The organism is Thauera chlorobenzoica, assembly GCF_001922305.1.
GTDB lineage: Bacteria > Pseudomonadota > Gammaproteobacteria > Burkholderiales > Rhodocyclaceae > Thauera > Thauera chlorobenzoica.
In genome coordinates this window covers 276,823-290,078 of sequence record NZ_CP018839.1, presented here as the reverse complement: position 1 = coordinate 290,078, position 13,256 = coordinate 276,823, and the positions used below count along the sequence as shown (strand labels likewise).

Here is a 13,256-nt window from a genome sequence, read left to right as displayed (position 1 = left end):
AATAGCCAGCTGAATCACACCGCTTCCAGTAAGATTGAAGCCAGTTGAGTGGCGGCTGTCTGGCTCATTACCGCCATATTCCGGTCTGACGCACAAAGTCCGGATTGGGTCGAGAAAACTCAGCCGGCCCCGAAGCCTGAGCGACAGCAATCAGTCTGCTCCTGACGTTGAACCGGGAAAGCCCAACGGCAGCAGGTGGCCGAAACCTGACGCATCCCCCAGCGCGCGACTTTCGGTGGTCCAACGCAAATCTCTGCTGGCTTTCGCCGATCGACCTCCTCTAATGACTATGGCTGTCATCCACCCGTCCCGCTCAATGCTCGAAGTTTGGCCTGCTGCGCGGCCGACGCCACCTGGTGTGCCGTTCTCAGATGCAGTGGCCGCTCATGCTCAGCGAAGGCACGGATCATCTGATCAATGGTTCTCGCGAATTCTTCGGGGGATGCCATCTCAGCCAAGCATCGAAAGTAGGCGGGGAATACCACTTGCCAGTTGACGCCAAGCTGCCATGAGCCGGCTTCCTCGGCGAAGTAGACCACATCATCGGGTGCTTCATCGATACGACGTAGCAGCCGGAAGAGGAACTCGAACGCTTCGCGTACTGAGGCGCCCGGTTGCCGCCCGACTGCTTGGACACACTTGCGTAGTAAGCGGTCGAGTTCGGCAACAAACGCGTCCGTACCCCTTGAGTGTTCCTTGTAGTTCTTGGCATTGGCCTCACACTGCTCGAAGTACCGGCCGTCGCAGCTCTCGCTGTAGAACTTCTGGATTTCTTCGATCAAAGGAACTGGCTTTGTCCCTGGCACAACCAGGACATCGACATGCATGAAGTCGCTCAAAAGTGGCTTTAGATTGGCCTTGGACACGAGTTCGGCGGCGCGCTCAGCAATGATCAGCAGGTCGCAGCGGCGCAGCCCGCGCAGTTCGGTCCGCAGTTCTGTCAGGTCAGTCATTGAGGTATCGAGCTTTGCCGATGTCGGGGCGGCGCGCAGCGCGTCAGGATGCGTTTCCAGCCATTGCGCGCGACCACGGCCTCGCCGAGGATATCGAGGTACTCGGCGATATCCACCCGGTCGTCTGCCGGCATTGGCCCCTGCGCATATTCCGCAAGCAGCATCTGTCGTGCTCGTGGCCCCTTGCCCAACGGGTGAATGCGGCTGTAAGTCTCGCAGGCGTAAGCGAAGGTCTCGCGCTTGGCGTAGTCGATCTCCAGCAGCCACTCACGCTGCCGGGTCTCGCGTAACCCAATGGTGCGGCGCTTGCAGTTGTGAAAAATATGGGCCACCTCGTGCACCAGAAAGTCGTCGAAGCGCCCCGATGCGTCGAAGTATGCTGCCGAGAGGTAGCAGGTCGTCTCCTCGCTCAGACCCACAAGGTAGGGGGCATCGTCGGAAAGGATTTCGGCCTTGACGCCGGCGAGAAAGAGGTTTGCCAGAGTCCAAGCCGTGTGGAGCCACTGACTCTGTTCGAGCACCTGATCAATCATCACCGGCGTGAGAAAGACCACCGAACGCTCGAGCATTTCGAGGACGCACGCCTGTTCGTGGCGGGGAAAGAGTCCCTGAACCATGGGGAGTACCTTCCGGCGGGTGAGCGCGGCAACATCCAATTCGTCCAGGGCCGCTGGAGCGGAGGCGCACGTGGCTCGCTCGTGGACCGCCGATTTCAGCGCCTTACGCAGGGCCGCATCCCCGTGCTGGACGCGGCCGAGGTAGCTGTCCCCTGACCATGCCCGGAAGTGCGTGTCGTACTCACCGCTTTGCACGTAACGCTTGATCGCTTGTTCAGGTGATTCCTGCATGGGACTCACCGGACGGAAGGCGCAGGCCGCGAAGGGCTCACGACCAATCGTGTGTAATCCCCTTGCTCCAGCGCAGCATCGCGGATTCGAGACGCCAACGTCTGCGATGGGGTCCAGTGCCCCCCTTGGGCGACGAAGCGCGTTTTGGCGTCGACGACGGTTGATGTGCCGTCAAACTTGGCGGACAGCGGCGCCAATGCTTGTTCGGCACGCGCCCATTGCTGGCGCTCGAACGTGCTTGGGTCAAAACACCCATCTGCAGTGAAGGTAAAAATGCCATAGGCACAGCGAACGACGCGAATCGGCTGACGATCCACAAGTTCAACCAGCAGGTCTGCCATGCGTACGCGCTGACTTGCGAAGCGGGTAATAGGGTGACTGCCCGGGTCTTGCCGCATCCGCTCGTACGTTGAGTGGGGCAGTTGGTACAGGCGATCGTCCTGATCCAGCAAAAACCTGCGGCTCGAGATTCCCATCAGGCGTCCGCCCTTCGTGTATCCGGCAGATGACCCAGCGGTCGACGGCGGTCAGCCTCATGCGGGACACCAGCCGGGGTGAGACAGCCAAGGATTTCTGTCATCTTCCGATGCCTCTCAATCAAGTCGTGTCGCACGATGCCGCTGACCAAGGAAGGCAGAAGTCATCCAATGTCCATCTCCGGATGGGGGCGCCATCGAATCAGACACCGAGCAACCGATAAGGCGTCTGATTGTTCTCCCGCGGTCGCCGATAATGCTCCGCGACGCAAATGCCGTTTCGCCAAAGCAACTTACAGGAGCTCCTTTCCTAGCGGCGCCATGTCGTCCCAGCCGGATACCCGCGGCGACGGGGCGTCTGATTTGCACTGGGCCAGCAACTTGTCGAGGGTGTATTTGCGCTGCTGCTTGGTATCCGGCGCAACGGTGGCATCAACTCGATCGCGCAATTCTTTCCCCGCCTTGAAATGCGGGACATGATTGGCCGGGATCTCGACCTTTTGGCCGGTCTTGGGATTGCGTCCCTGACGCGGCGGACGGTAGTTCAGTGCAAAACTACCAAACCCACGGATCTCGATCCGGTCACCGACCGCGAGCGTTTGGGTCATTTGTTCCAAAATGAGACTCACTGCCGCGTCCGCATCAGCTGCCGTCAGCGTCGGGAATCGCTCTGCGATGCAACGGATGAGTTCTGACTTGACCATGGAAGAAGTTTAGCAACTTGTGCGCAAGGGGGAAGGTTAGACGGTGACCATTATCGGTTGCGTTGGGGAAACGGGCGGATGTCTTCAAGCCCGATGCTGCATGCGTACAATTTAGCCAAGAGCTGACGGAGACATGCTCTCCAGATCAGACGCCTGACGGGCTGCTTCACTCTAAAACCTGCCGGATGATCTACTTCAGCAACTCGGCCGAAGGGGCCGTTCAGCTTGTGCCCAGCGAGCGGCGGCAATGCCGACGACACCGGTCGCCGAGCGCGCAAACGAGGTTGAACGGCAGGTCTCCGATACCTCGAGCTCACCCTATCGACCCGTTGCAGTCATAGAGATTTCCGCAAAGCTGCCGATCAGCCAGACGGGCCTCCCGCGAGTTTCGCTTCCGGGAAGCTGCCGTTCGTGACCTCACACTCTCGGCCACTAGCGGACGCAGGGAGGACTTTCCGCAACCGGCCGTTCGATGCGGCACCGATGGCCTTCGCGCAGGGGTAGTGAATCCGCCAGGATTGACTTGCGCTGCCCTACCTCTCACTAGTGAGGGGCGGCAGCGCATCAAGCGGTGAGCGCACTCCGGCACCGCCAACTTTCAGCACATGCGTGTAAATCATCGTCGTAGAGACGTCGGAATGGCCGAGCAAATCCTGCACGGTTCGAATGTCGTAACCGCTGCGGAGCAAGGCCGTCGCGAACGAGTGGCGGAGGGTGTGCGGTGTGGCGGGCTTCGTGATGCCTGCTTGTTCCACGGCACGTTTGAAGGCGCGCTGAAAGGTCTGGTCATACATATGATGGCGACGCACGACACCGCTCCGTGGATCGGTCGAATGCGTGTGCTGAGCAAAGACCCAGAACCACGGCCAAGAATGCCCGGCGCGCGGATACTTCCGCTCAAGGGCGTCGGGAAGCGCAACGCCGCTGCGGCCCTCGGCCTGGTCCTTCAGCCACCATGCCCGTGCACGCGACAGCTGCTCGCGCAGGCTGGGTGCCAAGCTCTCGGGTAACATCAAGGCCCGATCCTTGGAGCCCTTGCCCTCCCGCACGATGATCGTGCCGTGATCGAAATCCAGATCCTTGACCCGCAGTTGCAAACCCTCACTGATCCGCATGCCCGTTCCATACAGAAGCTGGGCGAACAAACGATGCTCGCCTTCCAGAAAACCGAGGATGCGAACCACTTCATCCGGGGTCAGCACGACCGGCAAGCGCCGCGACGGCCGAGGTCTTCCGATCTCCTGAAGCCAGGGCAGATCCGTGCAAAGCACCTTGCCGTAGAAGAACAGCAAGGCCGCCAATGCCTGACGATGCGTGGAGACCGAAACCTTGCGCTCGTTCGCCAGCCAGGACAGAAATGCCTCGACTTCGCTGCTGCCCAAGGTTGCCGGGTGACGCACACCGTGGAAACGGATGAAGGCACGAACCCAGTGGACATACGCCTGTTCGGTTCGTAAGCTGTAATGCAAGTAGCGTATGCGCTCACGCAACTGGTCCAGAACCTTGACCGAACGCAGCGGTGGTAACGGTGCAGTGCTGGTTTTCATGGCTTGTTGTGACTGTTTTTTTGTACAGTCTATGCCTCAGGCATCCAAGCAGCAAGCGCGTTACGCCGTGGGTCGATGTTTGATGTTATGGAGCAGCAACGATGTTACGCAGCAGGGCAGTCGCCCTAAAACAAAGTTAGCCGAGAGGAGAAACTATGTCTGCAAAAGAGATCAAACTTATCTCTCCAAACAATGGAGATATCAAAGGACTCTTATTGGAGGACGGAACTGTTTGCCCTGTAGTTTTTATGTACGATTCAAAACTACTGGTAAGAGATGTTATTCTCCAAGAAATGCATCCATCACCTCCAAAGAAAGTAAATGGGCAATCGATTTACGTCGATGAAAACGGCGGGGAATGGAGCTCTTCAGATGTTGAATACCATTCTGTTCTCAATAGCTAGTGGCTAACAATTCGCTCAAGCGGACCCGCATTCTGCGGGCCGCTTACCTTGTCCGTTATGCCCTATAAAATTATCTCCGTGTGATGGTCAAATTATGAAAATGAATGTGCATCTACCACCAAACAGTGCTGAGTTATCGGTCGTCGAATCATCAAGAAGCCTGCTTGTCGTAGGCGCCAATGGTTCCGGTAAAACCAGGCTAGGAACTTGGATAGAGTTTGATTCACCAGATCGCGATAAAGTACATCGGATATCCGCTCAGAAATCCCTAGCAATGCCCGACTCAACGACACCAAAGTCGATTGACTTGGCAACATCCGAACTATGGACGGGTTATGAGCGAGCTATCGAGCAGAACAATATCCAGGGATACAAACAAGGGCACAGGTGGCAAAGTAAGCCAGCGGTTAGCCCTCTGAACGACTATCACCAGTTAATGGTATTTCTTTTTTCAGACCATACTGAGGAAAGCGCCAAATACCTTTCAGCATCAAAACTGACAACCAGTAGAGTAGAGCCACCTAAAACAAAGCTAGATGTAGTTAAGGAAATTTGGGAAAAAATACTTCCCCATAGAGAACTTGTGATTGGCGGCCTTCGAATCCAAACAAAAACAAAGGACTCGCAACAAAGTATCTATAATTCCTCGGATATGAGTGATGGCGAGCGGGTTATTTTTTATCTTATTGGGCAATGCTTGGCCGCCCCGTCCAGTGCAATTATTGTCGTTGACGAGCCAGAACTACATCTCCATAAATCAGTCCAAGCCCCTCTCTGGGATCAAATAGAGCAATCCAGACCTGACTGCTTGTTTATATATCTAACCCATGACGTTGACTTTGCTGCGGCAATGGAAGAGACAACTAAGATTTGGTTAAAATCATTTAATGGAAATCGCTGGGATTGGGAGTTAATTAAACAAGATGAGGCTATCCCGGAAGACTTATTGCTAGAGGTATTGGGCAGTAGGAAACCAGTTGTGTTTGTAGAGGGTGTTGCAGGAAGTTTTGATTCAGCCCTATACACCTCAATTCTTAGCAACTACCTAGTCATACCAGTAGGCAATTGTAGTCAAGTAGTACAATCAGTTAAAGCATTGAAAGCTAATCCGCAACTTCACCACCTTAACGTATTTGGCATCATTGATCGAGACAGAAGAGTTCCCGCTGAAATCCAGAAGCTAGAGCAAGATTCAATATTCGTTCTTTCGGTCGCTGAGGTAGAGAATCTATTTTGCACCAAGGAACTATTAGCATTGGTCAGTACACGACTGGCCCGTGATGAAAATGCTGATTTTTTATCTGTTTCTTCCGCTATATTTAAGAGGCTGCAAAGTGAGCTAGAAACTCAGGTCTCACTCCGTGCCGCAAGCGAAATAAAATTTCAACTAAATATGTTTGATGAAAAAGCAAAAGGTGCTGCTGCACTAACTTCTGCGCTAGAGTCGCTAGCGGGAAAAATTGACGCAGGCGCCATTTACAATCAAGCGCTTTCAGAATTAAATTTGGTATTGTCTGCGAAGAATTATGAAGGCCTCCTATCACTATACAATCGCAAATCTCTATCTACTCAAGCAAGCTCAGCGCTCGGCCTTGCCAATGGAGAACTTCCCGAGCTTATAGTTCGGCTCGCGAAAGGCGAATGTCGAAATGAAATTACGCAATCGCTAAAGAAGTATTTTGGCAACTTCGCTCCCTATATGGCATAACAAGTCATTGCAGCGGACGCGCTTCGCGCGCCGCTGAATTCCAACGTTAGGCCAACGGAGCCGCTGACGTGACACGAACCATATCGCCTCCGAGAGGGGACCTAAAATCTCTCCGGCAACCGCTGGAGGAAGGTGAATGGCGCGTCTTTGAATTCTTCGATGCGCACCTCCCCGAGAAGTGGGAGATATACATTCAGCCTCACCTGAATGGCTTGCGGCCGGATTTCGTATTACTGCACCCCGATGTGGGAATCGCAGTTTTCGAGGTGAAGAATTGGGACTTGGATGCAGTCGAGCGTTGGGTAGAGGCGCGCCCCAATAAGCCACCAATCCTGAAAGGTCGTAGGGATGGGAAGACATTCTCACTGCAAAGTGATAACCCAGTCGAGAAAGTCTTTCGATACAAGCAAGAAATACAAGACCTATATTGCCCGCGTATAGATCAACGCAGTGGGCTCGCCGTCGTAACCGCCGGAATTATTTTTCCTTCCGCAGACGACGACCGGGTATCTCAGCTATTGATGCCTTGCCGCGAGTATCGGCAAATGCAGGAGTGGTTTCAATACAACCCGATATCGGGAAGAAACGCATTAGAGCGCGGCGATCTATTGCGTGTGTTTCCAGAAGCCAAAAGAACCCAATCAAAATTCATGAACCCGGAACTTGCCGCTGATCTTCGGCTTTGGTTGGTGGAACCGGATGCCCCAAAGACTCAGCGCACGCCTCTGGAACTTGACGAGACACAACGGCGACTCGCCAATTCTCGCACCAAGTCGGGCTACCGAAGAATTACTGGCCCGGCCGGGTCAGGGAAGTCAGTTGTTTTGGCGGCGCGTGCAGCGAAACTCATTGCTGAAGGAAAAGACGTTCTTGTCGTCGCTTTCAACATCACGCTACTCAACTATCTCGCAGACGCTGCCGTAAGGAATCATCCGCCAGCGCGCAAGGCAGCCACTTGGTTGAATTTCCACCATTGGTGCAAACGCGTCTGTGAGGACACAGACCATGCCGAAGAATACCGCGCACTCTGGAGTGTCGAAGGGCACTTTCCAGACCAGGATTTGTGTTCCCTCGTTGAATCGATAATCGAAAGCGATCATGAAGGCTTGGTACAGCGTTACGACGCTGTGCTTGTCGATGAAGGCCAAGATTTCCAGCCAAACTGGTGGGCGTTGCTTCGCAAAGTATGCAAACCGGGGGGGGAGATGCTGCTCGCCTCGGATGCAACTCAGGATGTGTATGGAACCGCAAATTCTTGGACGGACGGAGCCATGAAGGGTGCCGGTTTTGCCGGTAATTGGACGAAGCTGAACATAAGCTATCGCCTACCGTCGGGATTGATTGATTTTGTCTTGGATTACGGCAGACGGTTTCTTCCTCGTGAGAACGCAGACCTTCCGCCGATACGACAGATGGAACTGAACATCAATCCTTGTCAGCTTCGTTGGGTTCAAGTTTGTCCCGGACAGGCAGCATTCACTACCGCTGAAGAGATTTGGCAACTAATGAAATCTCATGGCGACGAAGGGCTCTCGGTGTCCGATATGACTGTGCTCGTTGATAGTCAGGAACTGGGTCAAAGTATCGTCTCACTCGTTGGAGAACAAGGTGCTCGCTGCGTCAACACCTTCGAGAAAGACAAAAGACAGAGTCGCCGGAAGAAGCTTGCTTTTTTCATGGGCGATGCAAGGATCAAGGCAACCACTCTTCACAGCTTCAAAGGGTGGGAGGCCCGCGCTCTTCTGATATGCATAGAACATGCAAAAGACAAAAGGGCTATGGCTTTGCTATATGCAGGACTCACACGCCTAAAACAACATCCGTCCGGAAGTTTCCTGACCGTTGTTTGTGGGGAGCCAAATTTGGCCGAGTATGGGAAAAGCTGGCCAGACTTCATAAACAAAAATCGGCCTAACCCTGCGCTCCAAGGGACGCTGCGCGATAAAGCCGCGCAGCGTCCCTGAGCTTGAACGTTGAACGACAGCTTTCCCAAAAGGTCTGCGGCGGCATTGGGTCGGTTGCCGTCAGTGACCTGCGAAACATCACCGTCGGCTTACAGCCTCAAAGCAGCCATAGCCTCATCATGCTCAATTCCAACCAGTTGAAGTTGAGGTGAGGTTGCGCCCAAGACGTTCATTCCAACCTCAGCATCCGGCCGGTTTGGACTTGGAAATCTCCGCCTTCCAACCTCAGAATGCAAATAGCCAAATAATCGTGCTCCGGTTGCTCAGTTGGAATTGCCTGGTATCGGGTCCAGCACGGCGCAGCGCAAGGCGTCACAGGGGCGAAGACGTCAATGTAGTCACACATCTTGGCTAGTTGTCGCGTGATTGCGATGCAAGCTCGAGACGATCGCCATCAACCTGTTGATCGGTTCGGCCAGCCGCTTCGGCAATACGCGGTGTTGGGTATGGGTTTTCAGGTCGGCGTTCCAGCGGTGCGAAACCCACACATCTTCTTCGGGGTGGTTGTTGTCCACGCCGTTGCAATACTTGTAGCCAACAAGCGCATCGGTGTGCGACAACAGGATGCGCGCCATCGTCATGTGGAAGCGATGGGCCTGGAGATCCGCCGGGCCTTTGGGGCGCGGTAGGGTCAACCGTAGGCATCTCTGGCCGTTGAACTCACTCCAGTCGGGACCGACGACCTGTCCCGCGCGTTCCAGCATCTTGCGCGACTGCTCATTCTTGCCGTTGACCAAGGCAACGGCGACCGTACCCCTCGGGTACTCCAGCTTCTCGGCGAGCAAGTTCATCCAGCGCACCAGTTTGCTCAGGGCCACATCGTTGGCAAACACAAGGAACTGATGGCGCTGCTCGTCGTCAAGAAACGCTGGCAATTGCGCATAGAGGGGGTACAGCAGGTCGTGGAGATAGATGTAGGTCTGCCGGCGTCCTTGCTCGTGGCTCTGCGTGGTCGCAGTCAATACTTGCTGTGCCCATTCGGGTGTGAGTTCGGCCAGCGTCATCTCGGTGACGTCGATGGAGATGAGCGGGAACCCGAGCGACTTCCCAATCAGCGCCTTGCGTCCGTCGAAGGCGTGGCCGAGTTCGATTTCAACGCCGCCCAGCACCATCGGTTCGGCCTGAACCGGTGGTCCGAGCACTGCAACGTCGAGCCGGAATTTGCTGCCGAATGGCGTCTCCAGCGGATGCTCGGTTACCACCTGGTCGGCGCCGAGCAACAAGTTACCTTCCAGCGGATAGTCCGACGCATCCGCGTCCTTGAACGCCCACGGCATCGCAAGCCCGGCGTTCAAGCGTCGGGAGAGTTCGGCCGCGACCAGTTCTTTCGCTTGCCGGTGTTCGGGGCTTTCCTGCACAGCGCGCCACCGGCTGGCTTCTTCATCGTCGAAGTGCGCTTTGGGATTAAAGGTGTGCTGGGCAGGAAGCACGCGGAAGTGCGATCGCCGACGCAACTTTCCGCTCTCGAAGGAGGGGCTGACCCATGTCACCATCTGCCGTGATGCGCTGGGAGACACCAGGGGCCACAGCTTGCGCGCATGTTCCCGGCTGCGAACGTCACGCGCGGCGATCGTGGTCTGGAAAATCCCTTTCCGAGAGAAGACAACGATCGCCTCGTCCATTCTTGTCTTTCCCTTATGGCGATACGGCAACTACTTTCGTGGCGCCATCCAGCTTGCGGTGAATCAGTGATACCAGCGTCAGGATGTCCAGTGCGTCCTGTTCGGACATGGGCCAATTCGTCTTGGGTGCATGGGCCAGCGGATTACGCACGGCGCCGAACAGGCCGATCAGCAGGTTGGCAAAGCCTTTCTGCTCGCTCTTTTCGGACTCGGTGGTGAGCGGCCCCAAGGCCAGAACGGGCTGCTGGCCCGCGAATACCTTGTTCACCAGATCAGCGCCATCGCCGTTCAGACCCGACAGCAGGCGAATCCGCTCCGCAACGCCTTTCGTTGCCTCGAAAACGGCATGGAAATAGTTTTCGTCCAGCAGCTCGGCACGGCAGTAGATGAGCACTTCCGCGTGGACGACGCGGCTTTCCAGCGCGGCCTTGAGTCGTCCCGCGCGGGCGCGCGCGGCATCGAGCGTCGTGGCCTTGTCGGCGTGCCTGACCTTGCCGTCTTCGCGCACGTAGAAACCGGAGAAGGCCAGGACGACATTGAGTTCGTCGCGCCGCCAGGCGAACGTCGCAGGATCGCGGGCGTAGCTCACTGGGTTCATCGCACGATTGATGAACATGATGAGATGGTTGCCGACCTGATGCTGGTTCTGTGCGCCGGCCAGCGCATTGAACAACCGCTTCCACTTGGTCATGCCGGGCGACGTGTCGGCAATCGCAATCTCTTGCAGCAGCCGCTCGATCTGCGTCCCGCTCAGACCGCGCTCGGTATCGGCGAGCACGCGGCACGCAGCTTCAAGATGCTGTGAGCTGAAAGGGTCAATTCGCGTTGCCAATGCCTGCCTCCCTCGTCAGGCATCAGATGATGGCCTGCAAGCCCTTGTCGGCGATGACGTTGAGTAGCTTGAGGGCTGGCCCGGTGGGATGGGTTTCGCCTTGCTCCCATTTGCGCACGGTCGAGGCCGACGTGTGCAAATGAAGAGCGAACACCGGCTGGCTGAACTTCAAGGTTTCGCGCAGGCGTTTGATGTCGGCTGCACTGAACTCCCGCACCGGCGGCGGGCAGATCGCGCCGAACTCGCGCATCGTCACCTTGCTGATCGCCCCCACTTCGTGGAGCGCGGCCAGATCACCCCGCAGGGATTCAATGATCTTGCTCACAACGCACCTCCAATAACACACCCGATTGCAACGCCTTCGACGAAGCCTCGGCGGACAGCTCGAGGAACACCTTGCCGGCGAATTGCAGCACCTTCTTCTCGTCCTGCGTGATGTTCGCCTTGTCGCTCTTGGGGAACCCATGCAGGAACACGTAGCGGCTACCGATCCGATCCGGGCCGACAGCAGCGTGCGGTAGCCGCCGCTCTTGCCGCCGCCGGGACGGGCAACCCGCTTCTTGTAGAGGAAGCCACCCAGGTCCGCGTCAAGCAGACCGCTTTCCATCTCCTGAATCGCCTTGCAAAAGACGGCATCAGGCAGCTTTTCACCCGCCTGCCACCGCCCAAAGTCCTTCCGCTTGAGGACGCGGGCCATCTTGACCTCCAAACCATACCCGTAACGGGTACACTTTTCCAGACCCCAGCGCATTGCACGGGCGGGGAAGGCCGCCGAGCCGATTGGCGTGAGGGCGACACGACGATTGGGGCCGACATGGCGGGGCGCTGGTCACTGATCATGTGGTCACCTCTTTCGGTTCTTGGCGCGTGCCGACGACTGACTTCCGCCGGCTCGCCACCAACTCGACCGCCTTACGCACCGGGTTGTCTTCGGTGTGGACGTAGCGCATGAACATCGCCACGGTCTTGTGGGCGGTCAGCGCCATGCCGACCTTGACCGGGATGCCCGAATTGGCGATGTCCGTAGCCGAGCGGTGGCGGATGCCATGCGTGCCCACGCTGCCTCCGGCAGCCATGACAGACATGATCCAGCAATCGCCAGCGCACTCTGGAACTGCAGGGTCTCAGCGCTTTGTCAGCCTCGCTCGGTTCGGGATTTCCGCTCAGATGGTTGTGCGACAGAATCACCGCCGCCGTGTTGCACACTTCATTGTGTTGGGATCGTCTCTGTGGCCGCCTCACGCATCCGCCGACGCGCCAGCGCGAACTTGCCGTTGAGCGTGCGCTCGGTGATGCCCATGATCCCGCCATAATGCGCGACAAGTGCAGACACAATGGCTTCCTGGGTGCGGAAGCTCGAATAAGGCACGCCTCCGGGAGATTGACTCAGCAGCAAGGCCAATAGCGCGCCAATGATGTTTTGGTAGGTGGCTTCTGCCCGATCCGTGATGAGGCATTCCTTGCAGGCGGGAATTTGCTCGCATTGCTTCAGCAACCCCTGATGCTGCTCCTGCAATTCATGGAATTGGCATTTATAGTAATCCAGCTCGGTTTTCAACGCTTGCCGTTCAATCAGCAAGGCTTGTCCCGTCTCCAGCGTGATTACCGGATGGGAAATGCTTTCGGCACGACTGAAAAGAAATCCAGGCCGGTGTTCAGGGTAGTGATCTCGCATCCACTTCTTGAGATCGACGTGTCGAATCGTCAGGTCAGGCGAGCCCCAAAGTGACTCGTCGTACTGTGTGATGCCATTGCTGCCGTATGGAAGCTCCTTGTTGAAGATCGCATCGTAAATGCGTTCCGTGTAGAGGCGAAGCTCAGACCAGCGAGGGCAGCAGTCTATTCTTGGGGGAAGATTGATCGGCGTTGGGATGAGACTCACAATCTCCTTCTCGAACTTCAGCAGGCCCGCCCATCGTATGGCAGCTTCTATAGGCCGGTAATAGACCTTGGAACTTGGTGGACTGTCGGTCATGCGCCATCTCCTATAAGAAAACCGCTACATTCAAAATTCCTCAAATCCATGGGCTTCCTGGTCCTGCATCATGGGTATTCAGCGGCGGAAGAAAGAAGCTGCTTCCAGTTCGTGCCTGTTCAGCAGTTTCTTGCTACCGTGCAATTCTCAAATCCTGGTTTCGTGTAAAAATTTTTCACACGAAACATGATGAATCTCGGTGCGAAAATTCGCTCAACACGCG

Annotated in this window: 13 protein-coding genes and 3 pseudogenes; 3 read left to right on the top strand and 13 right to left on the bottom strand. The window is 56.2% G+C overall.

Annotated features, from left to right (window positions below):
* Positions 1-296 precede the first annotated feature (296 nt).
* The 5 genes and pseudogenes from Tchl_RS01385 to intI1 all read right to left on the bottom strand — a co-directional run bounded on the left by Tchl_RS01385 (position 297) and on the right by intI1 (position 4,528).
* The gene (locus tag Tchl_RS01385) at positions 297-953 is read right to left on the bottom strand and encodes a hypothetical protein (RefSeq protein ID WP_075146808.1); all 657 of its coding nucleotides are present in this window, start codon (positions 951-953) and stop codon (positions 297-299) included.
* Entirely contained in the window at positions 950-1,801 is an 852-nt protein-coding gene (locus tag Tchl_RS01380) for a hypothetical protein (protein ID WP_075146807.1), read from the bottom strand. Before Tchl_RS01380 ends, Tchl_RS01385 begins: the two co-directional genes overlap by 4 nt.
* A gap of 5 nt (positions 1,802-1,806) precedes the next feature.
* The gene (locus Tchl_RS01375) at positions 1,807-2,277 is read right to left on the bottom strand and encodes a hypothetical protein (RefSeq protein WP_200813025.1); all 471 of its coding nucleotides are present in this window, start codon (positions 2,275-2,277) and stop codon (positions 1,807-1,809) included.
* A gap of 431 nt (positions 2,278-2,708) precedes the next feature.
* Positions 2,709-2,981: pseudogene (locus Tchl_RS01370) on the bottom strand (integration host factor subunit beta); the annotation flags it as partial.
* A 533-nt stretch (positions 2,982-3,514) separates the two neighbouring features.
* Entirely contained in the window at positions 3,515-4,528 is a 1,014-nt protein-coding gene (gene intI1 / locus Tchl_RS01360) for a class 1 integron integrase IntI1 (RefSeq protein WP_060920707.1), read from the bottom strand.
* Positions 4,529-4,683: 155 nt separating this feature from the next.
* On the opposite strand from intI1, the gene Tchl_RS17640 reads away from it, so the two are divergent.
* The 3 genes from Tchl_RS17640 (at position 4,684) to Tchl_RS01345 (ending at position 8,604) form a co-directional block, all read left to right on the top strand.
* On the top strand, positions 4,684-4,932 hold the full coding sequence (locus Tchl_RS17640) for a hypothetical protein (RefSeq protein WP_146060814.1): 249 nt from the start codon (positions 4,684-4,686) through the stop codon (positions 4,930-4,932).
* A gap of 94 nt (positions 4,933-5,026) precedes the next feature.
* Positions 5,027-6,640, top strand: a complete 1,614-nt coding sequence (locus tag Tchl_RS01350) for a DUF4435 domain-containing protein (protein WP_075146806.1) — start codon at positions 5,027-5,029, stop codon at positions 6,638-6,640.
* Between the two features lie 68 nt (positions 6,641-6,708).
* Positions 6,709-8,604, top strand: coding sequence for a nuclease-related domain-containing DEAD/DEAH box helicase (locus Tchl_RS01345; protein ID WP_075146805.1), 1,896 nt, complete (start codon positions 6,709-6,711; stop codon positions 8,602-8,604).
* Between the two features lie 338 nt (positions 8,605-8,942).
* Here Tchl_RS01345 and Tchl_RS01340 read toward each other — a convergent pair whose 3' ends face one another.
* From Tchl_RS01340 to Tchl_RS01310, 8 genes and pseudogenes are all read right to left on the bottom strand, one after another.
* Positions 8,943-10,226: a hypothetical protein gene (locus tag Tchl_RS01340; RefSeq protein WP_075146804.1), complete on the bottom strand. Its 1,284-nt coding sequence runs from the start codon at positions 10,224-10,226 to the stop codon at positions 8,943-8,945.
* A gap of 13 nt (positions 10,227-10,239) precedes the next feature.
* Entirely contained in the window at positions 10,240-11,004 is a 765-nt protein-coding gene (locus tag Tchl_RS01335; protein WP_232311635.1) for a TIGR02391 family protein, read from the bottom strand.
* A 76-nt stretch (positions 11,005-11,080) separates the two neighbouring features.
* Positions 11,081-11,383: a helix-turn-helix domain-containing protein gene (locus Tchl_RS01330; protein WP_075146802.1), complete on the bottom strand. Its 303-nt coding sequence runs from the start codon at positions 11,381-11,383 to the stop codon at positions 11,081-11,083.
* The gene (locus Tchl_RS18425; protein ID WP_456300376.1) at positions 11,367-11,549 is read right to left on the bottom strand and encodes a type II toxin-antitoxin system RelE/ParE family toxin; all 183 of its coding nucleotides are present in this window, start codon (positions 11,547-11,549) and stop codon (positions 11,367-11,369) included. The genes Tchl_RS01330 and Tchl_RS18425 overlap by 17 nt, the downstream gene beginning before the upstream one ends.
* A gap of 20 nt (positions 11,550-11,569) precedes the next feature.
* Positions 11,570-11,755: pseudogene (locus Tchl_RS18420) on the bottom strand (type II toxin-antitoxin system RelE/ParE family toxin); the annotation flags it as partial.
* 139 nt (positions 11,756-11,894) lie between these two features.
* Positions 11,895-12,143, bottom strand: coding sequence for a tyrosine-type recombinase/integrase (locus Tchl_RS01320; protein ID WP_456300372.1), 249 nt, complete (start codon positions 12,141-12,143; stop codon positions 11,895-11,897).
* 52 nt (positions 12,144-12,195) lie between these two features.
* A pseudogene (locus tag Tchl_RS18415) lies at positions 12,196-12,246 on the bottom strand (hypothetical protein); the annotation flags it as partial.
* 19 nt (positions 12,247-12,265) lie between these two features.
* On the bottom strand, positions 12,266-13,033 hold the full coding sequence (locus Tchl_RS01310; RefSeq protein WP_075146801.1) for a hypothetical protein: 768 nt from the start codon (positions 13,031-13,033) through the stop codon (positions 12,266-12,268).
* Positions 13,034-13,256 lie beyond the last annotated feature (223 nt).